Origin of the sequence: Streptococcus danieliae, assembly GCF_013415245.1 — a bacterium.
GTDB lineage: Bacteria > Bacillota > Bacilli > Lactobacillales > Streptococcaceae > Streptococcus > Streptococcus danieliae_A.
The window spans coordinates 1-22704 of the sequence record NZ_JACBXX010000122.1; the positions used below are offsets into that span (position 1 = coordinate 1).

The 22704-nt window shown below is 46.7% G+C and carries 17 protein-coding genes; 4 read left to right on the top strand and 13 right to left on the bottom strand.

The window, feature by feature from the left end:
- Positions 1-112: 112 nt before the first annotated feature.
- The 12 genes from ezrA to HZY94_RS04990 form a co-directional block, all read right to left on the bottom strand.
- Positions 113-1840 (bottom strand): septation ring formation regulator EzrA, encoded by a 1728-nt coding sequence (ezrA, locus tag HZY94_RS04935; RefSeq protein ID WP_179925247.1) that lies wholly within the window; start codon positions 1838-1840, stop codon positions 113-115.
- Between the two features lie 89 nt (positions 1841-1929).
- A complete protein-coding gene (gyrB, locus tag HZY94_RS04940) occupies positions 1930-3879 on the bottom strand; it encodes a DNA topoisomerase (ATP-hydrolyzing) subunit B (protein ID WP_179925248.1) in 1950 nt (649 codons plus the stop codon).
- A complete protein-coding gene (locus tag HZY94_RS04945; RefSeq protein ID WP_179925249.1) occupies positions 3872-4453 on the bottom strand; it encodes an HAD-IA family hydrolase in 582 nt (193 codons plus the stop codon). Before HZY94_RS04945 ends, gyrB begins: the two co-directional genes overlap by 8 nt.
- Positions 4454-4533: 80 nt before the next feature.
- On the bottom strand, positions 4534-5085 hold the full coding sequence (locus HZY94_RS04950; RefSeq protein ID WP_179925250.1) for a DJ-1 family glyoxalase III: 552 nt from the start codon (positions 5083-5085) through the stop codon (positions 4534-4536).
- A gap of 10 nt (positions 5086-5095) precedes the next feature.
- Positions 5096-6328, bottom strand: coding sequence for an FtsW/RodA/SpoVE family cell cycle protein (locus tag HZY94_RS04955; RefSeq protein WP_179925251.1), 1233 nt, complete (start codon positions 6326-6328; stop codon positions 5096-5098).
- Between the two features lie 5 nt (positions 6329-6333).
- Positions 6334-8793, bottom strand: coding sequence for an exonuclease domain-containing protein (locus HZY94_RS04960; RefSeq protein WP_179925252.1), 2460 nt, complete (start codon positions 8791-8793; stop codon positions 6334-6336).
- 228 nt (positions 8794-9021) lie between these two features.
- Positions 9022-10117, bottom strand: a protein-coding gene (prfB, locus tag HZY94_RS04965; protein WP_179925253.1) for a peptide chain release factor 2 whose coding sequence is annotated in 2 segments (ribosomal slippage) — positions 9022-10044 and positions 10046-10117 — 1095 coding nt in all. Because the reading frame shifts where the segments join, the coding sequence is not laid out codon by codon here.
- Positions 10118-10137: 20 nt separating this feature from the next.
- Entirely contained in the window at positions 10138-11187 is a 1050-nt protein-coding gene (gene add / locus HZY94_RS04970) for an adenosine deaminase (RefSeq protein ID WP_179925254.1), read from the bottom strand.
- Between the two features lie 161 nt (positions 11188-11348).
- Positions 11349-14042 (bottom strand): cation-translocating P-type ATPase, encoded by a 2694-nt coding sequence (locus HZY94_RS04975; protein ID WP_179925255.1) that lies wholly within the window; start codon positions 14040-14042, stop codon positions 11349-11351.
- 201 nt (positions 14043-14243) lie between these two features.
- Positions 14244-14633 carry a DUF1934 domain-containing protein gene (locus HZY94_RS04980; protein WP_179925256.1) on the bottom strand — a complete coding sequence of 130 codons (390 nt, stop codon included), beginning with the start codon at positions 14631-14633 and terminating at the stop codon, positions 14244-14246.
- Positions 14623-15591, bottom strand: coding sequence for an alpha-ketoacid dehydrogenase subunit beta (locus tag HZY94_RS04985; protein WP_179925257.1), 969 nt, complete (start codon positions 15589-15591; stop codon positions 14623-14625). Before HZY94_RS04985 ends, HZY94_RS04980 begins: the two co-directional genes overlap by 11 nt.
- Positions 15584-16522 carry a thiamine pyrophosphate-dependent dehydrogenase E1 component subunit alpha gene (locus HZY94_RS04990; protein ID WP_179925258.1) on the bottom strand — a complete coding sequence of 313 codons (939 nt, stop codon included), beginning with the start codon at positions 16520-16522 and terminating at the stop codon, positions 15584-15586. Before HZY94_RS04990 ends, HZY94_RS04985 begins: the two co-directional genes overlap by 8 nt.
- Before the next feature lie 119 nt (positions 16523-16641).
- Between HZY94_RS04990 and HZY94_RS04995 the strand changes: the two genes are divergently transcribed.
- From HZY94_RS04995 to HZY94_RS05010, 4 genes are read left to right on the top strand one after another with little or no spacing between them, the layout of a single operon-like run.
- Complete coding sequence (locus HZY94_RS04995) at positions 16642-17952, top strand: HD domain-containing protein (protein ID WP_179925259.1); 1311 nt, start codon at positions 16642-16644, stop codon at positions 17950-17952.
- The gene (gene yidA, locus HZY94_RS05000) at positions 17949-18761 is read left to right on the top strand and encodes a sugar-phosphatase (RefSeq protein ID WP_179925260.1); all 813 of its coding nucleotides are present in this window, start codon (positions 17949-17951) and stop codon (positions 18759-18761) included. Before HZY94_RS04995 ends, yidA begins: the two co-directional genes overlap by 4 nt.
- A 42-nt stretch (positions 18762-18803) precedes the next feature.
- On the top strand, positions 18804-20015 hold the full coding sequence (locus HZY94_RS05005; protein WP_179925261.1) for an aminoacyltransferase: 1212 nt from the start codon (positions 18804-18806) through the stop codon (positions 20013-20015).
- A 6-nt stretch (positions 20016-20021) separates the two neighbouring features.
- A complete protein-coding gene (locus HZY94_RS05010) occupies positions 20022-21233 on the top strand; it encodes an aminoacyltransferase (protein ID WP_179925262.1) in 1212 nt (403 codons plus the stop codon).
- Positions 21234-21393: 160 nt separating this feature from the next.
- On the opposite strand, the gene HZY94_RS05015 is transcribed toward HZY94_RS05010, so the two are convergent.
- Positions 21394-22701 (bottom strand): N-acetylmuramoyl-L-alanine amidase, encoded by a 1308-nt coding sequence (locus HZY94_RS05015; RefSeq protein WP_179925263.1) that lies wholly within the window; start codon positions 22699-22701, stop codon positions 21394-21396.
- Positions 22702-22704 lie beyond the last annotated feature (3 nt).

Here is a 22704-nt window from a genome sequence, read left to right on the forward strand (position 1 = left end):
CCCACCACAGGGAATGCATCCCATATGAATTGAAAGGAAGCCATTTTTAGGCTATATTGTACTCACTATTTATAGATTGTAAAATTCTACCCACTACAGTTGACAAAGAGCCTTAAAATAAGATTTTTTCCCGCGTTTTCTCGTATGATTTGACAAAACGATCGGTTACACCTGGCTCCACTGTTTCCAAGGCTTCTGAAATCCGTTGGAAGGAAGCTTGGTAGTCAAACTCTTCTTCAAAAATTTGCAAAGAGGCTTGGAAAGCCGCTTGAACATTCTCGTCGAAAGAACGGTAACGATTTGAATACTGCAAGAGTTGCTCGGTCAAGGTTGCATTGCCCACAATTGTATAGGTTTCAGCTTCCAATTCCACCATATCTTGGTTCAAAATTTCCAATAAGCGATTAACAGATTCGACATCTACGCGCTCATTGTCTAGTTCATTAAGCAAATCTTCAGCGTTATGACTGGCTGTAAAGAACAAGCTGAGGAAGGATTGAGGAATCCCTGGTAGCTTGCGTTTTTCCATGTAACGCTTGATGGTATGCAATTTATTCACAGCAATGCTGACTTTCTGACGAGCAGTGCTGTCATCTTTTTCAATTTGCGCCAAGCTATCGCCCAACTCTATTTGCACATCTTCAATTTTTTCCAAACGTTCCCGGCTATCTTCCAGCTCTTCCAAGACTTGTGAAAATGGAATTTCATCCGCATGCTGGCTCTCATCAACCCGACTCATGACGAGTTTTTCCATAGCAATCAATTCACTTTGCAACTCTTGGATTTGACGAATGCCAGATTCCTTCACAATGTAGTGCTGAGACAAACGTTCTGCCTCATCCATGAGATTTTGGTTGTTGGATTGCGTGTGACGAAGGTAGTTTGGTAGACTTTGGATCAACTTATCAACTTCCTTCTTAGCATCCATTTCCTTGGTGAAAATAGCATAGAGACCATCAATGTCTTCCTGGATCATCTCATTTTCAAACTGAGTATTATCCAATTCCAAGGCTTTGAGGTTGGCTCCATTTTTTTGCAAACGCGAGTGCAACTGCTGGAAACGGGCTTCGATATCGGTCTCTTGGAAATGATAATCTTCTTCCAAAAGCTTCCGATAACCGGTTTCCAAATCTTCCAATTGGTCTGGTAGATTGTTTTCCAACTGTTCAACCAGAGCCGGAACACCTTCAACGATGTGCGAAAGTGCGATGATATAGTTTTCCGTTTTATCCAAAACTTCTGCAGCTTCAACAGGGTCACCCGATGAATTTAATTTCACAAAGCGACTAAATTCTGACTCGATGTGTTCCATCTGGGTCCGAATTTCTGGAAGCGCTTGGCCATATTGCTCCTCGTTTTTATCAATGGTCTCTTGTAATTTTTCAAACAGATCCAAAGCATGGAGCACTCGGCCACTATTTTCTGCCTCCTGCTGTTCCAATTCGAGAACGGCTTGCCGAATCGCTTGCACATCTTCGGAGACTAAATTCAATTGGCTTTCAATACTACCAATGGTCTGATTGGTTTTCAAAAAACGGAAAGAGTTGTTATAAGCCTCTGCTTCAAATAAGTCAGTTTCAATGGCCGCAAAAGAATTGAGGGAAATATCCATCCACTTCTGGTTCCATTCCCGGAAATTAACCTGACTCTGACCAATCAAGTGCATGTTTTTCACACGCTCCATATCCTCGTTGACTGGTAAATTAAAGAGTTCTGTTTTTCTTTCTTCTAATTTGGCCAGGAGGGTATCATTCCTCTTCCGCAGCAAAATGGCCACAATATAGGCCACGATTAATAATACAACGATTACAATGACCAGTATAATCAACCCACTAGACATCCCATACTCCTTAAATTTAATACTTGTAAACAAACAAAACTGATTATACCATAGATTGACTCGAAAATCCTAGAAATCCACTAATTTCTTTATACATCCAAAGTTGAATAAACCGCATTGGCTTCAATAAACTCTCGGCGTGGCTCAACCCGGTCTCCCATCAGCATATCAAAGACCCGATCAGCCTCGGCGGCATCATCAACAGAGACCCGTGCCATCAACCGATGCTCAGGATTCATGGTTGTTTCCCACAATTGGTGGTCATCCATTTCCCCTAATCCTTTATAACGTTGAACAGTCGGTTTTGAACGACCAGTCCCATATCGCTCCAAGGCTGCCTGCAGCTCCTGCTCCTGATTGGGACCAGGTTGGATATATTCCTTAATTTCACTGCCAACCTTCACCCCATAGATAGGTGGCTGCGCGATGTACACGTAGCCAGCTTCCAAAACGGGACGCATATAACGGTAAATCAAGGTCAACAATAAGGTTCGGATATGAGCCCCGTCCACGTCCGCATCTGTCATGATCACCAGCTTGTGGTACCTAGCCTTAGCCACTTCAAAATCATCCGCAAAGCCTGTTCCCATGGCTGTAAAGAGGGAACGGATTTCCTCATTGGCCAAAATTTTATCCATGCTCGCTTTTTCAACATTGAGGATTTTCCCCCGAATCGGCAAAATCGCTTGGAATTCCCGATTACGGCCAGACTTGGCAGAACCACCCGCAGAGTCTCCCTCAACAATAAACAGCTCTGTTTGTTCGGGATCATTGGAAGAACAATCGGCCAATTTTCCAGGCAGGTTGGAAATCTCCAAACCAGATTTTTTACGCGTTACCTCACGAGCCCGTTTGGCAGCAATCCGTGCCTTAGACGCCAGGATTCCCTTTTCAACAATCCGCTTGGCAATTTGGGGATTCTCAAGCAGGAAGGTTGTAAACGCCTCTGCAAACAGCCGATTGGTGATTTTCACAACCTCACTATTCCCCAATTTGGTTTTGGTTTGCCCCTCAAATTGCGGATTTGGATGTTTAACGGAAATAACAGCCGTCAAGCCTTCCCGAACATCATCACCCGTCAGATTTTCATCTTTTTCCTTGAGAATCTTATTCTTCTTGGCATAGTCATTGATAACTCGGGTCAAAGCCGTCCGGAAGCCCTGTTCATGGGTTCCCCCCTCATGCGTATGGATATTGTTGGCAAAACTCATCAAGGTGCTGTGGAAACCACCCGTGTACTGCATAGCCACTTCAACGGTAATCCCATCCAGCTCACCTTCTGTATAGATGGGCTCTTCAAACAATAAATCCTTATTCTCGTTAATATAGGCTACATAACTCGCAATCCCACCCTCATAGAGATAGTCCTTGCGCTGCTCTTGCCCCTCCCGCTTATCCTCAAGCGAGATCGCCAAGCCCCGATTCAAGAAGGCCAACTCTTGGATTCGCTTATTGAGTTTGTCAAAATCATAAACAGTGGTTTCAGTAAAAATTTCTGGATCAGGCGTAAAATGAACCGTTGTCCCAGTTCGATCGGTCTGGTCAATGACCTTCAAATCCGCTACAACAACTCCACGTTTGTATTCCTGGTAGTAAACTTGACCATTCTTGTAGACCTTCACATCCAATTGGGTCGACAAGGCATTAACAACGGAAGATCCCACCCCGTGGAGACCCCCAGAAACCTTGTAACCGCCGCCACCAAACTTTCCACCCGCATGCAAAACGGTAAAAACCGTCTCCACCGCAGGACGGCCGGTTTTTTCCTGAATATCAACTGGAATCCCCCGACCATCGTCAATAACAGTAATGGAATCATCGGGTTCAATAATGACTTGTACATGCTTGGCAAAACCGGCTAGGGCCTCATCGATGGAATTGTCGACAATTTCCCAAACCAGGTGATGTAGACCCTCCTTGGAAGTCGAACCAATATACATACCAGGCCGCATTCGAACGGCTTCCAACCCCTCTAGGACCTGGATCTGACTAGCATCATACTCCTGGGCATTCTGTTTTTTATCTTTGGCGTCAACCATCTGACTCCTCCACTCTTTTTATAAACTCCGCCAACTGGGAGGCACTATCAAACAAATAGGTTGCCATCCCTGCATTCTGTCCCGCAATCATATCCATCGGCCGATCTCCAATAACCAGAGTCTTGTCTAAACCATACTTGTCTTTCAAATAAAGAAAGGCCTCTGGACTCGGTTTTCGTGCAAAGCCTTGATTCGATGTCACAACTTCTGTGAAATAGGACAAAATACCTGTTGCTTGTAAAATTTCTATAACTTGTTGATCTCGATGTGAGACTAAAAAATGCTGAGCTCCAGCTGCCTGAAGCGTCTCCAACAGCTGAGGGATCCCTGGAAATAGAACCGGTCGCGCCAGTTCTTTGGCTTCTTCCAAGCGATATTTACGACGAAAATCGGGAATCCCCGCAGCATACCGAAGAATAGCAACATCTGTTGCCTCCTTGAGACTGGTATAGATATCAGCCAACTCGGCTGTCCTTCCTTCTTGCTCTAAAGTTCGTAAAAAAGCTTGGCTGGAGGAGACATAATTGTCCAACAAGGTCCCTCCCAAATCCCAAATAAAACTCTGAAATTTCATTGCTTCATTATACCATATTTTAGAGGAGTCAGCCAGCCTAAAAAAGCCCCAGAAGGGCTTTCCTAGGGCTAATGGTTGCTTCAATTTTCTTCAAAAAGATCGCTATAGAGCATCGCCTGACGAAGCCCTTGACTATCACCACCTAGAGCGTCTACCAAGGCATAGGCGAAGGCCAGGGCAGAAGCTGGACCCCGACTGGTAATCACGCGTCCATCTTGGACAACCGTCTCCTTTTTATACTGACCTGCTTGGATTTGCTGGTCAAAGCCATCATAGCTGGTATAGGTTCGGTTATCCAATAATCCGGCTTTTTCCAGAGCAATCGGAGCGGCACAAATCGCCGCCACCAAATTTCCATTTGCCTCTGTTTGGCTCACCCAGGCCATGAGCTGCTCATGATCCCTGAGGTTTTTCGCCCCTGGCATTCCGCCAGGAAGCACAACCAAGTCAAACAGGGGCAGGTCGGGACTCCAGACCTGGTCCATCTTCACGGTGATGCCGTGAGAACCCGTCATTTGCGCTTCCAAACCAACCATTTGGCAATCAAAGTCGGCCCGGCGTAAGACATCAACAACGGTTAGGGCTTCAATTTCCTCAAACCCATCTGCAAATAGCACAGCAATTTTTTTCATTCTAGCCTCCTTATAAGGTTTGTCGCAAGACAACCTTTCTTCTTTTTGGCCGTACACGGCCTTCTTCTTCATCGCGCAAATGATTCTGATAGGCGATCGAAAGGATCAAACCAATCCCAATCAAATTGGAAATAATCGAGGACCCTCCCTGGGAAATAAAGGGAAGGGGAATTCCAGTCAGCGGCAAGATTCCCGTCACTGCTCCGATGTTTTCAAAAATATGAAACAGGAGCATGAAAATATAGCCTGCCGCAACATAGGTGTAAAAGGGACTCTGCGAGCGAATGGTAATGGCTACCATCCGCGTAATCAAAAGGAAATAAATCAACAGCAAGACCACGCCGCCAACCAGACCAAAATCCTCCGCAATGACCGTAAAAATCATATCACTCTCCCGCACCGGAATTTGTAGATTGGAGACATTGTAGCCCTGGCCAGTTAGACCCCCACTTCCGATTGCAATCTGCCCTTGAGCTTGCTGGAAGGTCATGGTTTGCGCAAAATCAAAGGGATTGAGCCAGGCTAAAATTCGGTTAATCTGGTAGGTCGGCATCCCCAACTGGCGAAATAGAGATCGCCCATAGTCCTGTGACAATAGGGCCACAAAGCCCCCCATCAAAGTCAGAAACAGGGCTGATACCGGCAAAATAATTTTCCAGGAAACATTGGCAATTAGGACCATACCTGCGAAAATCGCTAGATAGACCATGGCGGTCCCTAAGTCATGTTGTAGCCCCAATAGCACAAACACAGGCAGGGTTGCCAAGCTGAGGGTCCCGATAATTTTCAAATCAAACCAAAGCGTCCGCTCCTCCCCTAACTGGCGCTTGTGTAACCAGTCCGTGATCTGGGCCAACATCAGAATATAGGGGATTTTCATAAATTCCGACGGTTGAAAGAGGGTCATACCATTAATCGAAACCCAGTTTTTAGCCCCAGTCGAAGCTACTAGGTTGGGATTAAAATAAATCAGAGGCAGAACCATCAAACCCAGACCCAGAACATACAAAAAAGGAGTCATCTTCCAAAGAAAGGAGCGGGAGAAAAACATGGTCACAAAGCCAATGGCCAGACCCAGTAAAATCCAGGCCCCTTGCTGGAGGAGCATGGACCAGGCAACCTGGGGATAATCATGGCTAAGGGCTACATAAAGAGCTGCCAGGCCAATGGCCAGCAAGGAAAAAACACACAGTAAGATGCTGTAATCAATACGCGCATCAATCTTTAGGGGTTCTCTAAACATGGACCTCAACTTTCTTCATAACGTTCAAAAAAATCTGTAATTTCTTGGGAAATTAATGCTTGTGGCCGAATAAGAAAATCAGCCCCCTTGGCCAACTCCTCCTGTAAAACAGTCCCATAACTCTTTCTTACCAAGCGTCCATCCAAAATCAAAACAGCGGAAATCTGGTCTTCCCGTCGTCTGAGACGACCCGTTATCTGCTGGAGCCGCTGCCCTGCTAGAGGCAATACAAAGTCCGCAAAAGGATTGAAGCCCAAAGCTTCAAGAGACTGCGACACCTTATCGACGAGAATATTTTTAGGATTGGCAAAGGGCAGACGGACAATCAGCTGAATCACCTGATCCAGGTCTTTTAAATCCACTCCCTCCCAGAAGGAACCCAGAGCTAGTAATACCTGCTGGTCTCCTCTTTCAAAACGCTTGCGCAGAACTTGTTGATCCTGACCTTCGACCTGGGCCAAATACGGAATAGACAAGGTTCCCGCAACGCGGTTTAAGAGATCCCGCGAACTAAAAACAACCATAATCGGGTGGCCCAGAGCAGAGAGATTTTCAATCCAAGCTCCTACAAAATTAGCATAGGCGGAAAAATTCATCAGACTCACATCGGGAAAATCTGTACTGGTCACCACCAATTGCCGTCCAAGTTTAGGGCCTGCAAAGGAAGCAACATCAGCTCCCTCAACCCCGGCTAATTGGAGCAGGGTTTGGGCCAAGGCTGGATCCAAACTCGCAGAGATTAAATAACTATGTTGACAGGCTTCAAGGCCTTGTCCTAACTGAAAATAGTCTTCGCTAACTGCCACCAACTCTTCCTGATTTTTAGGGCCGTGGATATAAAAAGTGCCCTGCTCTTCCAAGAAAAAGCGAAACAAATCAGGCATCTGAGCCAGACCTAGACGATGAAGCAGACTTTGAATTTTTTTCAGGGCTGCCTTGTCCAGTTCCAGGTAGTTTTGACCAGCCTGTTGCACTTTCCAAATTTCCAATTCAACTTGCAATTCCCGTAAAAGGCGCAAACGCTTGGGAACCTTTTCAGCCGCCAAAACTTCTTGCAATTTCTGCTCCAGATCCGAATAGGACAGCTTTACTTGATTAGCTTCTTCCAAGCCCCGGAACAGGGATTGGGCCTCATCTAAAACTAGATAAGCATCCACAAACAAGGCTGGATAAGATCTTAGAAGCGTTGGCAAATAGGCATGGTTGGTAACCAAAATCGGCACCTCAGCCAGCTGCCTTTCCAGACGCCGCCAAAAATCGAGGGTCGGAAAGAGACTGGCAGCCTCCACTTGGCCCGAATGGCGAAGATCCTTCAAGATATGCTCTAACCGATAGGCCTGACCAATCTCATCCAAATCCCCTGTCTCTGTTTCAGCCAACCAAACCAACAGCTGCATCAGAAAACGACCAATCGACCGCTTGCGCCAATCCGCTTTTTGCAGGTAGGTCCACAGGGCATCCAGACTCAAGAAATTCCGAGGACTTTTGACCGCTCGCATCTGGAGACCAAACCTCTGAGCCAGGACCGTCCCCTCTTGCTCTAGAAGTTGCTGCATTAGGAGTTTGGTTGGTACAGAGACCACTAGACGCCCTCCCTGATCCAGCTCCTCAATCAAAGTCAGGAGGTAGGCCCAGGTTTTCCCACTGCCCACCTCGGCTTGAAGGACAGAAACTCCTCTTTGTCCCTTGGTTTGCTGGATGTGTTGAGCCAGGTCTGCCTGAGCCGGACGGGGCTCCAATCCAAGCTTCTGAAACTGTTGTTGCCAAGATCCCGGGCTAATTACCTGATTAACAGAGGTCTGGGGCTTGCGTAGATAAAGTCCGTGTTCCACCAAGAAACCGGAGTCCCCTTGATCAGCCATCTGGCTTAAACAGTCTTGAAAAATCAAGCCTGTTTCATAAAGTAAGGCGTCTGATTTTTTCCAAAACTGCTCCACTAGCCCCTTGGGCAGTTCTTGAATCCGCTCTATCAAAATCTGGAGCAAGGCTGCGGTGGCCTGGGCGTCTGCCAAGGCCGTATGGGCATTCTCTAAAGGAATTCCCAATTCCTGGCACAAGGATCCCAAGGAATAATTTTGAAAACGAGGGAAACAAACTTGTGCCAATTCCACCGTATCCACTCGTGGCGTCCGTAATTCATAACCTTCCCAGAAGAGGGCCTCGGCCAAGAGATTAGCGTCAAAAGCCACATTATGAGCCACAAAAACAGCATCTTCTAGTAAGTCATAAATGACTCCTGCCACCTGGCTAAACAGTGGTGCCTGGGCTAATTGTTGGTCTGTAATACCTGTTAAATCAATAATGTGCTGATCCAAAGCCTCCTGGGGATTCACATCCGTCTGGTAACTTTGTACGATTTCACCATTTTCCAAGAGGACAATCCCCACCTGGATAATCTTGGCTTGATTCCCCGGATTGGTGGCTTCAATGTCCACAATGGCGTACTTCTGATTCATCCTTTTCATACTGTCTAAATTATATCATAGGACGGTTTCTAGTTTAATACTCTTTCTATTTTGAATCCACACGTCGTTAGCTTCGACTTGCCTAACTTGAGTTATGCCTACATCTTGCTGCCTAGTGTGGATCCAAGCTAATTTGAGTATGCAATTTTAAAATGAACGCAGTTTAGATTGGAAAAAAAGAAGTCTTATCGCGACCTTTTACCCCGATAAGACTTCCACTGTGATTATCTATTGAATCCGCCACTTGAGGTAGGCATCCATAAAGCCATTCAAGTCTCCGTCCATAACCTTGTCCACTTGGGCGACTTCATAACCAGTCCGGTGGTCTTTGACCATGGTATAAGGAGTAAAGACATAGGAGCGGATTTGGCTACCCCAGGTAATTTCCTTTTTGTCTCCCTTGAGCGCATCCACTTCGGCTGCCTTTTTCTCTTGCTCCAACTGATAGAGTTTTGCCTGCAAGAGTTTCATGGCCCGATCCCGGTTGCCATACTGGGTCCGATCGACCGTCGACTGGGTCACAATCCCCGTTGGGATATGGGTTAACCGAACCCCGGTCGATACCTTATTGACGTTTTGTCCACCGGCTCCTCCAGAACGGAAGGTGTCCATTTTAATTTCATCATCCCGAATTTCAATCTCAATGGTATCATCCAACTCCGGCATCACCTCAACTGAAGTAAAGGAGGTATGGCGGCGCTTGGCAGAATCAAAAGGCGAGATCCGAACCAGGCGGTGAACTCCCATTTCAGATTTAAGCAGACCATAGGCATTGGGACCTTCAAAGGATAAGGTCACACTCTTGATGCCCGCCTCATCCCCAGCTTGGTAATCTAGAGTCTCAACCTTAAAGCCATTGGCATTGCCGAAGCGGGTGTACATACGCAAGAGCATATCGCCCCAATCCTGGGCCTCTGTTCCTCCCGAACCGGGATGGATTTCAAGAATCGCATTGTTGTGATCATAAGGCTCTGACAAGAGTAAGGTCATCTCATACTGAGTCATCCCTTGCTCCAACTCCGCCAACTTCTCAAACAACTCATCCGCCAAACTCTCATCTTCCGCTAACCATTCAAATAAGAGCTCAGACTCGTCCGCCAGCTCTTCCATATGATGGAAGTTTTCATAGGTTTGCTTCTTCTCATTCAATTCCTGGGATACCTTCTGGGCTGCCTGATTGTCATTCCAAAAATCAGGATGGGTCATCTGGTGCTCCAGTTGCGCAATCTCTTCTTCCAAAGCCTCTAAGTCAAAGAGACCCCCTAAATGATGTTATTTTTTCACGGTTGGCAGCCAAACGCTGCCGGATTTCTGCGTTGTCCATAGTTCCTCCTTTAGTTTCTTTCATTCTAGCATATTTTCTGCACTTATAGGAGCCTTTAAGTCAAAGGCCTGATAGGCCTGATCCAACTCTTGCAGCAAGGCTAACTTATCAGCTTCCGGCAAAAAGGCTGCTTGGGCACTATCCCGGGTGATCTGGTAAACATCTCCAACCGTTAGGGAATCAACCTGATCATTCAAAATCCCAAATTCCTGGGTCAAACTACTAGAAGAAACAGTTCGATTATCAGTATTAATACTCACTGGTAGACCTGTCTCGCGGAAAATCGCAAAGGGATAGGTTGCCCAGGACACGGAAGCCCCTGTTTGCAAATTGGAAATAGGACACATTTCCAGTAAGATGCCCGCCGACTTCAAGTCCGCTGCCTGGGACAGATCCTTCATTAAGGCAATTCCATGACCAATTCGTTGCGCTCCGTAATCCACGGCCCAAAGAACATTGTCCAGATTCCCTGTCTCCCCAGCATGGGCTGTAAAGGGAATCCCTGCAGCCCGTGCTTCGAAAAAGAGATCTTTGAACAAGGGCATGGGGTATTTACTCTCATCGCCAGCCACATCCAAGGCGACCACTCCCCGACCCAGGTACTTCTCTGCCAAGAGCAGCACTTGACGATTAACCGCTTCTGATCGTCCCCGCATCATACACAGAATCAAGCCCAAACGGATTGGGTAAACGGCTTGAGCCAACTCCAGCCCCTCAATCGTAGCCTGCAGGACCTGCTCCATCGTAAAGGTCGGTGTCTGAATAAAATCTGGGGAAAAACGGATTTCCAAATACCGAACCCCTTCTGCTACAGCCTGCTTGGCCAGACTCAGCACCGCAATCATCAGAGCTTTTTCAGATGCCAAAACTTGGGTTGTGACCGGGAAACACCGCAAATACTCCGTTAAGTTTAAACAATTCTCTGGAGCCACCGCTTCTTTTAGCAAATCTTCCTGGCTTTTACGAAGACCGGCCAAGTGATAAAGCTGGCTAAGGGCATGGAGATCCACCGATCCATCTAAATGGCAGTGCAATTCCACTTTGGGCAATTGGTAGAGGGGGCTTGTCATGATTACTCTCCTTCATAAATTTTTCCTATGATACTCTATTCTTCGGAATTCGTCAACCATTTTATAAATTTATCCCTCCGAAAGCGCAAAAAGAGGAGGAATCAGGTCCGAAAGACCTCAATCCTCCTCTTTACATTCGTCTTTCCCGAACAGGTTCGAGTTTAAATAGCGTTTTTATCCAGTCCCATCCGGCGTTGGATCCACTTAACGACTTCAACAATCACCAACATCAGAATACTTCCGATGATTACAACTGTCCATTGTTCCAAGTTAAGCTCGGTCACATGGAAGATTTTTTCCAAAGGCTTAACAACAATAGTCGACGCCAAAAGGATAAAGGATACAACGATGGACCAGTTAAAGGTCTTGGATTTGAAAGGACCAACTGTAAAGACGGATTGGTAAACCGACTTCACGTTAAAGGCATGGACCAATTGGATCAATCCAAGCGTTGCAAAGGCCATGGTCAAGGCATCGGCATGAATCGCCTCGTATCCAGCATGGACTGGATTTTGAATAGCATACCAGTAAACAGCCAAGACCAAAAGTCCTTGGAGGATACCCTGATAGATAATCGAGCTCAAGACACCACCGGAGAAGAAGCTCGAATTGCGGCCACGCGGTTTGTGCTGCATCACACCTGGTTCTGCAGGCTCAACCCCAAGAGCGATGGCTGGGAAGGTATCGGTTACGAGGTTAATCCACAAGAGGTGAACAGGTTCCAAGACATCCCATCCAAAGAGGGTGGCCAAGAAGATGGTCAAGACCTCTGCAGTATTGGCAGATAGGAGGTATTGAATGGTTTTCTGGATATTGGAGAAGACCTTCCGCCCCTCTTCAACCGCAACAATAATGGTTGCGAAGTTATCATCCGCTAGAACCATATCAGAAGCTCCCTTGGAAACCTCTGTACCGGTAATTCCCATACCAATCCCGATATCCGCTGTTTTCAGAGCAGGGGCATCGTTCACCCCGTCACCTGTCATCGCAACAACCTTACCTTGGTTTTGCCAAGCTTTTACAATCCGTACCTTATGCTCTGGAGATACACGTGCATAAACCGAATACTGTCCAACCACTTTTTCAAATTCGGCATCTGACAATTCATTGAGCTCAGCTCCTGTCAGAACGTGGTCTTCTGTATCCGCAGGATCAATAATTCCCAAACGCTTGGCAATAGCTTCAGCTGTATCTTGATGGTCCCCTGTAATCATGATTGGACGGATACCCGCTTCCTTGGCAACCCGAACTGCTTCTGCTGCTTCCGCACGTTCAGGGTCGATCATTCCAATCAAACCAGTGAAGATCAAGTCGCTTTCGAGATTTTCAGATGTCAACTCTGCTGGAATAGCATCAATAATCTTATAGGCACCCGCCAAGACACGCAAGGCTTCTTTGGCCATAGCTGAGTTGTTTTGGGCAATGAGTTGGCTGGTCGCTTCATCAATTGGAGCTACTTCCCCAGCCTTGTCACGACTGACACAACGTTTCAACAGTTGATCCGGTGCCCCTTTAACAGCTACTAGGAAACGACCATCTTCCAAGGGGTGAACCGTTGACATGAGTTTTCGATCTGAATCGAATGGCAACTCGGCAACCCGAGGGAATTTTTCCAAATAGGCTGTCACATCCAAGTTTTTATCCAAGGCATATTGGATAAAGGCTGTTTCCGTCGGATCTCCAATCAGGTTGCCTTCTGCATCCATCTTAGTATCATTAGCCAAGACTACAGAGCGAAGAACTGGTAAATCCAAACCTAGTGCCAGATCATCCTTGGCATCATGTAGGGCACCATCATAGAAGACTTTCTCGACCGTCATCTTGTTCATGGTCAAGGTACCAGTCTTGTCACTGGCAATAATTTCTGTAGATCCAAGCGTTTCAACCGCAGGCAAGTTCCGGACAATGGCATTACGTTTGGCCAAAACCTGAGTTCCCAAGGCCAAGACGATCGTTACGATGGCTGGCAAACCTTCCGGAATCGCTGCCACGGCTAAGGCTACCGCTGTCATCAGACCTTCTAACCAAGGTTGACCACGGAAGACAACACCGACAACAAAAGTCACTGCCGCAATTCCCAAGATTGCAAAGGTTAGGAATTTCGACAACTGGTTGAGGTTTTCCTTCAACGGTGTTGCTGTCTCATCTGCATTTTGCAACATGCCGGCAATGTGTCCCACTTCGGTATACATCCCTGTATGGACAACAACCCCCATTCCGCGACCATAGGTCACATTGGAGTTTTGGAAGGCCATATTGACCCGATCTCCGATTCCCGCATCTTCTGCTAGGCTAACAGCTAGATCCTTTTCGACTGGAACGGACTCACCTGTCAAAGCAGCTTCTTCAATTTTCAACGAATTGGCTTCTAACAACCGCATATCGGCTGGCACCACATCTCCAGCTTCCAGCAAGACAATGTCACCTGGCACCAATTCCTTAGAAGAAATCTCTGTGACATTACCGTCACGCAGAACACGCGCCGCTGGTGTCGACATATTCTTCAAGGCTTCAATTGCTTCTTCTGCCTTACCTTCTTGGTAAACCCCAAATAGAGCGTTGATCACAACTACGGCCAAGATAATCAAGGCATCGGCAATATCCTCACCCCCGGATGTCACAACAGAAAGAACCGCTGCAATCAACAAAATGATAATCATCAAGTCCTTGAATTGCTCCAGGAATTTTTGAAGGAGGGTCTTTTTCTTCCCTTCATCCAACTCATTGGCCCCAAATTGCTCAAGCCGCTCTTGAGCCTGTGCCGTTGACAAACCTTCTAACTTGGAGTCAACGAGATCAAGTGTTTCCTCGGGACTCTTGGTAAAGAAGGCTACTCGTTTTTGTTCTTTTGACAAAATTCTCCTCTTTCCAGTCTCTTTTTGGCAACAAAAAGAGACTTGTTTTTTTGAACAAGTCTCGCTATTTCATCCAAGGCCGGAAATTTCTTTCGGATTGACGACCTTGTCACGGTTGGAACCGTTAGCTACTCCCTTGATATCGATAGCATTGTATCAAATATTCTCCTAAAATGCAAGTTGGGAGAAAACACTTATCAGCTACAGCCCCCACACCAGACGAAAGTCATAACTTGCAAAAACAGCTGTTCCATCTGCTGTTAGGAGTTGGTAAGTCATAGCCAGCGTCTGTTTTTCTTCATCCACTTGGAAATGATCGGTCTGGCTGATAAACTGTTGTAAGCCCATCGGCGTGTGAATCCCCACAGGAACCTGCTTTTGAGCCACAAAACGCATGATGGATTGGGGTTGGCTAAACCGGGTCATGACCAGCTCATCTTCTTTAAACTTGAGCACAACTTTTTCACCCTCTTCGTTCTGATACAAAAAGTAGGTGAATTCTCCCTTTTTTCGCTGTTCCGCTTCATAGGTTTGGTGGACCACTTCATGTTGGTCTCCAATCTGAATGTAATTTGTTATCTCAATTTTCACTGCAAAGCTCCTCTATCACTTGACGAATTTTTTCGGCGGTTGGCCGAACTTGCTGTTCCAAACTCTGGGCGGCCGGGATTGGGCTAAACAGGCTGGTCAAACGTCGGAGCTGACCGCGGTAGCCCCGTTCTACGAGGGAGGCCATGATTTCTGCGGCTAACCCAAAATCTCCATAGCTCTCCGTCACAATTAGGGTCTTATCTGATTCCTGGGCCGCTTCCAGCAAACCTTGACGATCCAGAGGGCTAACCGTAACAGGATCCACCAGCGTAATCTGATAGGGAAGCTCTGCTAAGACTTCCTGAACCAAAGGCACCATGGCTCCCAGGGCGATAATAGTCAAGTCCGCTCCCTGTTGCAGGACCTTGGCCTTACCAAGTTCTACTTGATAAGAAGTTTCCGGAACTGTTCCCACTGTTTTATACAACGACTTAGGCTCCAAAACCAAAACCGGATGGGGGCTGGCTACAGCAGCCATAAGGACGCCCTTGGCGTCATACGCATTACTGGGCATCACAACCTGTAAGCCCGGGATATGGGCAAACCAGGACTCTAGACTTTGAGAGTGCTGGGTTCCGGCTCCCGTCCCACTACCAGAGGCCGCACGAATAACCACAGGTGCTGTCATGGTGCCACAGGAAACGTAGGCAATTTTTGCAATTTGGTTGACCAATTGATCCATGGCTACTGTTAAGAAATCTGAAAACTGAATTTCCAGAATGGGACGTTTGCCAAGAATGGCTGATCCCATGGCTACTCCAGTGATACCGGCTTCTGAAATGGGAGTTTCGAGGATTCGGTCTGGAAATTTTTCAATTAAACCCTTTGTAGCTCCAAAACTACCACCATAAACACCAACATCCTCACCTAGAACGTAGACCCTGGGATCCTGCTCCAAAATTTGTTCTTGTGCTTCCCTAACTGCTTCCAGAAAACTTAACTGTCTTTCTTTATCCATGTTCGACCTCGTACTCTGCAGCTGGGCTAGCAAAGGCTTCCGCAGCTTCTTTCATCAATGTTTGGTAAATGGATTCTTCCATAAAGGCCAATTCATCCTGAGTTCGGTAACCTTCACTCAGAATAAAACCTCGCAAAGCCACAATCGGATCTTGATAGTTGAGGTATTCATCCTTGGTACGGTAATCTTCCTTATCCGAACGAGAATGGCCGCGAAAGCGGTAGGTCGTGACCTCCATCAGCACTGGGCCCTCTTTCAAGGCTTGGCGGGCCTGGGCAAAAGCCTCAGCCACCGCAAAAATATCCTGCCCATTCACTTTCAAACTCTTCATGCCATAGTTATGACCGCGGGTGACAATATCACCAGCTGTCATATGGTCTGTATAAGAGGACATGGCATATTGATTGTTTTCAATGATAAACAGAACGGGCAATTTCCAAACACTAGCTAGATTGAGACTCTCATGAAAGGTTCCCTCATTAGTTGCTCCATCACCAGAAAAACATAAAACAACCTGGTCTTTCTGGTCCATCTGAAGGGCCTTGGCTAGACCAAGAGCAATGGGAAAATTCCCTCCAACGATACCATTTCCGCCAATAAAACCTTTGGAAAAATCAGAAATTTGCATAGAACCAGCCCGTCCCTGATTTGTCCCCGACTGGCGGCCAAAAATCTCCGCATACATGGCCTTGGTAGAAAGCCCCTTAGCAATCGCGTGGCCATGGTTCCGGTGAGTCGACAGAACCAAATCCGCAGGATCTGCTAGGGACAAAATAGCTGTTGCAATCGCCTCCTCACCATTGTAGAGGTGGGTTGTCCCATAAACCTTTCCTTGGCTATTGTAATCATCGAGGATATTCTCAAACTGACGAATGCGCACCATCGTCTCATACCAGGAAAGAATCATTTCCGGTGTCCATTTTTTTGACATAGCTTCCTCTTTTTCGTTTTCTTACCCCTATTCTATCAAAAACAAAATCGTTTCCCAAATAGAGATTCTCAGTCAAGTTGGAATTAGGGGAATCCTTATTTTTATGGTAAAATGTTGCTATGATTGAAAAGGTTTTTCGGGATCCGGTTCACAACTACATTCATGTCAACCATCCCATTATCTACCAACTGATAAATAGCAGAGAGTTTCAGCGGCTACGTCGAATCAAACAACTGGGAACCTCCAGTTTCACCTTTCACGGGGGCGAACATAGCCGTTTTTCACACTGTCTTGGCGCCTATGAACTGGCGCGGCAGGTGACCCAAAACTTTTCCGAATCCTATCCAGATATTTGGGATTCCGGGGAAAATCTCTTAACCATGACGGCAGCCTTGCTACACGATGTGGGGCACGGAGCCTATTCGCATACTTTTGAAGGGCTCTTCCATACGGATCATGAATTGATGACCCAACGCATTATTTTGGACCCCGAAAGTCAAGTTCACCAGATTCTGCTGCAAGTAGCACCGGACTTCCCTGAGAAAGTAGCCAGTGTGATTGACCACAGCTACCCCAATCCACAAGTGGTCCAACTTATTTCCAGTCAAATTGATGTTGACCGAATGGATTACCTGCTGCGAGATTCTTATTTTACTGGGACCCACTATGGAGAGTTTGACCTGACCCGTATTCTGCGGGTGATGCGGCCTATTCCTAGTGGGATTGCTTTTCAACGCAATGGTCTCCATGCGGTGGAGGATTACATTGTCAGCCGTTTCCAGATGTACATGCAAATTTACTTCCATCCAGCCACACGCGCCATGGAAGTACTCCTGCATAAACTGTTGGAGCGGGCTCGCAAAATTTTCTCCGAACACCGGGATTATTTTGCCCACTCCTCTCCCCTCCTGCTACCCTTCTTCCAAGAGAAAGTCAGTCTCAAGGATTATCTAGCCTTAGATGACGGGGTCTTGACCACCTATTTCCAGTCCTGGATGCTAAGTCCCGACCGGATCCTTGCTGACTTAGCCCAACGGGTGATTAACCGTCGCGTCTTTAAGTCCATCCTTTTTGAAAAAGAAGATGAAGAGCACTTGGAAGTTCTACGTTCCCTGGTTCAAGAGGTTGGGTTTGATCCTGCCTATTATACGGCCATCCACCGAAATTTCGATTTGCCTTATGACATCTACCGTCCTGCTGAAGAACGGTTCAAGACGCAAATTGAAATTGTGCAAAAAGACGGGAGCCTGCGGGAGCTCTCAAGTCTGTCCCCCTTGGTCAAGGCCCTAACTGGGACCCGCTACGGAGACCATCGCTTTTACTTCCCTAAGGAAATGTTGGGCGAGAACGATCTCTTTTCCTTTCAAGGAAAAACCTTTCAATCCTACATTAAAAATGATAGCTTTATTTATGGAGAACGGAAACTATGACGATAAAATTAGTGGCTGTTGATATCGATGGCACCCTCCTAACACCTGATAAGAAAATCACACCCGAGGTGAAGGCGGCCGTGCGTGAGGCTAGCCAGGCTGGGGTTCAGGTCGTGATTGCGACCGGTCGCCCAGTTGCTGGGGTCCACCACCTGCTTGAGGAATTGGAATTAAATAAACCAGGCCACTATGTGATTACCTTCAATGGAGCCCTGGTTCAGGATGCGGCGACTGGCCAAGAACTAGTCAAAGACATCCTATCCTACCGAGATTACCTGGATATTGAATACTATTCTCGTCTCCTGGGCGTTCACATGCACGCCATCACCAAGGAGGGGATTTTCACAGCCAACCGCGATATCGGCAAATATACTGTCCACGAATCCCAGCTGGTCAATATGCCAATTTTCTATCGGACACCTGAAGAGATGGCCGACAAGGAAATCATCAAAACCATGTATATTGACGAACCTGAGATCCTAGACGCCGCCATCGCCAAGTTGCCAGCGGAATTCTATGAGCGCTTCACCATTGTTAAATCAACGCCTTTTTATTTAGAAATTCTAAAGAAAAGTGCCAATAAAGGGCGGGCCATCCAACAACTGGCATCGGAGCTTGGCCTCACAATGGCGCAAGCCATGGCCATCGGGGACGAGGAAAATGACCTCGCCATGCTGGAAGTCGTTGACCACCCCGTTGTAATGGAGAACGGCAATCCCAAGGTCAAAAAAATCGCCAAACACATTACCAAATCCAATCAAGAATCTGGCGTCGCCTATGCTCTACGAACCTGGGTCTTAAACAACTAACCCAAAAACAATCCACACTTTTATGAAAGGAGGGCCTGGCCTATGTACCACTACCAAATCGATGTCCCAGTTGCAGACTTTGATCACTTTGTCAGCCACCATCCCCAGGCAAACCTTCTCCAAAGTAGCTCCTGGGCCACTATCAAAGACAATTGGAAAAGCGAACGTCTAGTCGTTCGCAACCAAGCAGATGAAATTCTTGCCGCAGCCCTAATCCTCATCCGTCCCCTACCACTAGGAATGACCATGCTCTACATCCCTCGCGGCCCTATCATGGACTACCAGGACCAAGACTTGGTCAATTATGTCATGAAGAGTCTCAAAGAGCGGGCCAAAAAACACCGGGCCATCTTTGCCAAATTTGACCCCAGTCTCTTCCTCAGCAAAAGTCTTCCAGATGGCAGGGTCGAACAGGATCCACTCACCCAAACCGCTATCCAGCACCTCCAACAAGCAGGAGCTAAATGGCTAGGACCAACGGAACAACTGGATGAAACCGTCCAACCTCGTTTCCATGCCAACCTCTACAAAGACTATTTCGACGAGCAGCAACTATCCAAACGGGCCCGCCAAAATATTCGGACAGCCCGTAACAAGGGAATTGAAATTGTCTTCGGAAGAGAAGAGTTGCTAGATGCCTTTGCGGAACTCATGAAACAAACTGAGGATCGCAAACAAATCTCCTTACGTGGCAAAGACTACTACCAAAAACTATTAACCACCTATGGCAACGATAGTTTTATTACCATGGCCCTACTTGATTTAGGCCAACGCATCCAAAGCTTGCAAGCAGAACTTCAAAGCAAGCAGGCGGAAGCCAGCACCTTCACGGACCAAACCCGTACCAATAAGGTTGAACAAAACCAAAAAGAGCAAGACAGACTCCAATCTGAATTAAGCTTTTTAGCAGAAATGCAGGAAAAATACGGCTCCAAGGTACCACTTGCAGCGACTCTCACCTTAGAATACGGTCCTACCGCAGAAAATATTTACGCCGGTATGAATAGTGATTTTGCCCGCTACCAGGCTCCACTCCTCACCTGGTATGAAACAGCCCTACACAGCTTCCAGCGTGGCAAAAGCTGGCAAAATATGGGAGGCGTGGAGAACAAGCTCGATGGCGGACTCTTTAACTTCAAGAAAAACCTCAATCCTGTAATTGAAGAATTTGTAGGAGAATTTGATTTAGCCACCAGCCCTCTCTACCCACTGGCTCAAGCAGCCCTAGCCTTCCGAAAAAAATTAAGGAAATAAACCTTCATGTTAGAAACAATCAGCTTACAAGAATTTGAACAGCTGCAGGTAGAGAAGCAATCCTACATGCAGAGCCCCGAAATGGCCAGTCTCTTAGAAAAAAGAGGCTACACCGTCGAATTCTTAGCCTATAAAGAAAACAATCGCATCTTGGTCGCAACCATGCTCCAGAGCATGCCCATGACCGGTGGTCTTCACATGGAAATCACCCTGGGTCCCCTCGTCTTTGATGCTTCCGGTCTTAAAGCCTTCTACCAAGAACTTCAAAGCTATGCCAAACAAAAGGGAGCCTTGGAACTCGTTGTCTTCCCGGATGTTTCCTACCAGGACTATGACAGCAACGGCCAGCCCACTGGTTCCAAAAACACTCTCGAATTGGACTTGTTGCAGGACCTAGGCTTCCAATTCCAAGGTTTCCAAACCGGCTACACGGCCTCTGCGCCAAACTGGGTTTACTTAAAAGACCTAACTGGTTTAGACCAGAAGTCTCTCCTAAACTCCTTTACGAAAAATGGCAAGGCCCTGGTAAAAAAAGCCAATACTTTTGGCATTAAACTACGACCACTCAGCCGAGCAGAACTATCTCTTTTCAAAGAGGTAACCGAGGCCACTTCTAACCGACGGGACTTCTCAGACAAGGACCTAGCCTACTACGAAGCTTTCTTTGACAGTTTTGGCCAACGAGCAGAATTTATGGCAGCCTTCCTAAATTTCCAAGAGTATACTCAGGAGATTCAAAAGGGGCACCAAGCTCTGGCTCAAAAAATTGCTAAATTGGAAGAAAGACCACCGAGTACCAAGCGGGACAATCAATTACGGGAATTCAACGCACAGCTGGAAACCTTCCAGGTGCGCTTAACTGAAGCTCAAGACTTGGTCGCAAAATATGGCGATGAGGATGTCTTATTAGCTGCCTCCCTCTTCCTCTATATGCCAGAGGAGGCTGTTTATCTCTTTTCCGGATCCTACCCAGAGTTTAACAAATTTTATGCACCAGCCTTGCTGCAAGAGTATGTCATGAAAGAGGCAATGAAGCGAGGTATCCGCCACTACAATCTCTTGGGAATTATGGGGGAATTTGATGGGAGCGATGGTGTCCTACGCTTTAAACAAAACTTTAATGGCTCGATCAGCCAAAAAGTCGGCACCTTTACCTACTTCCCTTCTCCCCTAAAAGCCAAACTCCTTCAAGGTCTCAAAAAAATCCTAGGCCGCTAATCCTGGTATAGGCAACTCCTCTGATGGTCTGCATCAGGGGAGTTTTCTTATTCCTGTTCCAATATAAGAAAAAGTCTTGCCCCGAAAAAGAGGAGCAAGACTTTTTTGATCTAGTAGGATTCTAGCAAATGCTTGATAGTGAAAGTTTCACAGCTACGACTTAGAATCGCTTAACAGCAATCGCTGGTGATCCCAATTCATTATCCTCTGCGACACGGCTACGCACATTCCAGAGATAATCGAGGCTATGCCAACCAGAGAGTGATTTAGTATACGGATCTGAAACTTTTACTTTACCATTCTGATAGTCTGAGAGGACAATCTCATGGGTTGAAGGGTAGTTTACAAAGACACTAGGTCCGACAGCCAAGAGTACTGGATTCCCTGACAGCAAGGAGTTTTTAATAGCTTCTGGACTCTTCAAGACCTGGTGTTTGTACCCCCATTTATCGATGGCTTTGGCAATCCCATTACTTGCAGTACCTGGACCAAGCTTATTGAAGGCAGCAGTATTCTGATAGATATAATCCCCTACTTGAGTTGGAAGCACTGTTTTTCCAGATAGGCCTGAGAAGATCATGGCTAAGCTAGTTGGAACGCAACCAGTTGGTCCAAATAGGTAATGACCATAGCGTTTTGAAGACCAACGACTATCTAGCTGAGAGTAGTAAGGGATTTCCACCTTCTGAGGGGTTACTGGGCTAGGAACTGCACTTGTTTTAGGCATGGTAGTATTTTCAAGTTTAGCCCGCTCCGCTCTCGCCATGCTTAGCAGCTTATCCATATCAATCCCACCTGGACAAAGCGTTTCAGTTACCTCGTCATGGCCAATTACATGGGTGTGATCGAGTGGAATATTGTAACGGATCGAGATATCCGCAATCAATTTTGCTGAATTCCGATAGGTTTCCTCTGCAATCGTCCAATTTGGTCCCAAACTATTGTTGAGGTGCTCAATTCCAATCGAACGCTGGTTGGTTGGATAGTGTCCCGCATGCCAAGCTACTTCATTTTCAGGAACTACTCCCCAGACCTTATCTGGTGTTACCTGATAATGGGCAGAAGTTTCATTGCCATTTCGGATATACCAAGTTGCGCGAGCTCCTTCATCACTCATTCCTGCATTATGATGGATGACAATACGATCAATATTCACCCGGTTTGTATCTGAATAGACGGGATTCTCATCAACATGAGTAACGACTCCAGAGTATTTCTTCTCCCCCATCCATTTTACAGGGTAACCTTTACCATAGTTTGATGGTTTTGGAAAATCAACACTGGTGTTGCCGAGCCAATTCATCTTACCAGTGCTATCTTTGAAGTAGGCATGAACTGTATAGTTGCCAAACTCATACTGGTGGCGGCTGTAGTCAATCCGAGCCTTGTAGGAACCATCGTCTTGTTTGAGAGCCTTGTACCAGATTAAGTCATCTTGACCCTTGTTGGTGGTCCAAGTAGGAACCAAGAC

Bases quoted from the DNA above. Each gene is read 5' to 3' on its own strand.
- HZY94_RS04955 (WP_179925251.1), bottom strand. From the start codon at position 6,328: ATGTTTAGAGAACCCCTAAAGATTGATGCGCGTATTGATTACAGCATC.
- HZY94_RS04960 (WP_179925252.1), bottom strand. From the start codon at position 8,793: ATGAAAAGGATGAATCAGAAGTACGCCATTGTGGACATTGAAGCCACC.
- HZY94_RS04985 (WP_179925257.1), bottom strand. From the start codon at position 15,591: ATGGATAAAGAAAGACAGTTAAGTTTTCTGGAAGCAGTTAGGGAAGCA.
- HZY94_RS05010 (WP_179925262.1), top strand. From the start codon at position 20,022: ATGTTAGAAACAATCAGCTTACAAGAATTTGAACAGCTGCAGGTAGAG.
- gyrB (WP_179925248.1), bottom strand. From the start codon at position 3,879: ATGGTTGACGCCAAAGATAAAAAACAGAATGCCCAGGAGTATGATGCT.
- HZY94_RS04950 (WP_179925250.1), bottom strand. From the start codon at position 5,085: ATGAAAAAAATTGCTGTGCTATTTGCAGATGGGTTTGAGGAAATTGAA.
- HZY94_RS05005 (WP_179925261.1), top strand. From the start codon at position 18,804: ATGTACCACTACCAAATCGATGTCCCAGTTGCAGACTTTGATCACTTT.
- HZY94_RS04945 (WP_179925249.1), bottom strand. From the start codon at position 4,453: ATGAAATTTCAGAGTTTTATTTGGGATTTGGGAGGGACCTTGTTGGAC.
- ezrA (WP_179925247.1), bottom strand. From the start codon at position 1,840: ATGTCTAGTGGGTTGATTATACTGGTCATTGTAATCGTTGTATTATTA.
- yidA (WP_179925260.1), top strand. From the start codon at position 17,949: ATGACGATAAAATTAGTGGCTGTTGATATCGATGGCACCCTCCTAACA.
- HZY94_RS04995 (WP_179925259.1), top strand. From the start codon at position 16,642: ATGATTGAAAAGGTTTTTCGGGATCCGGTTCACAACTACATTCATGTC.
- HZY94_RS04990 (WP_179925258.1), bottom strand. From the start codon at position 16,522: ATGTCAAAAAAATGGACACCGGAAATGATTCTTTCCTGGTATGAGACG.
- add (WP_179925254.1), bottom strand. From the start codon at position 11,187: ATGACAAGCCCCCTCTACCAATTGCCCAAAGTGGAATTGCACTGCCAT.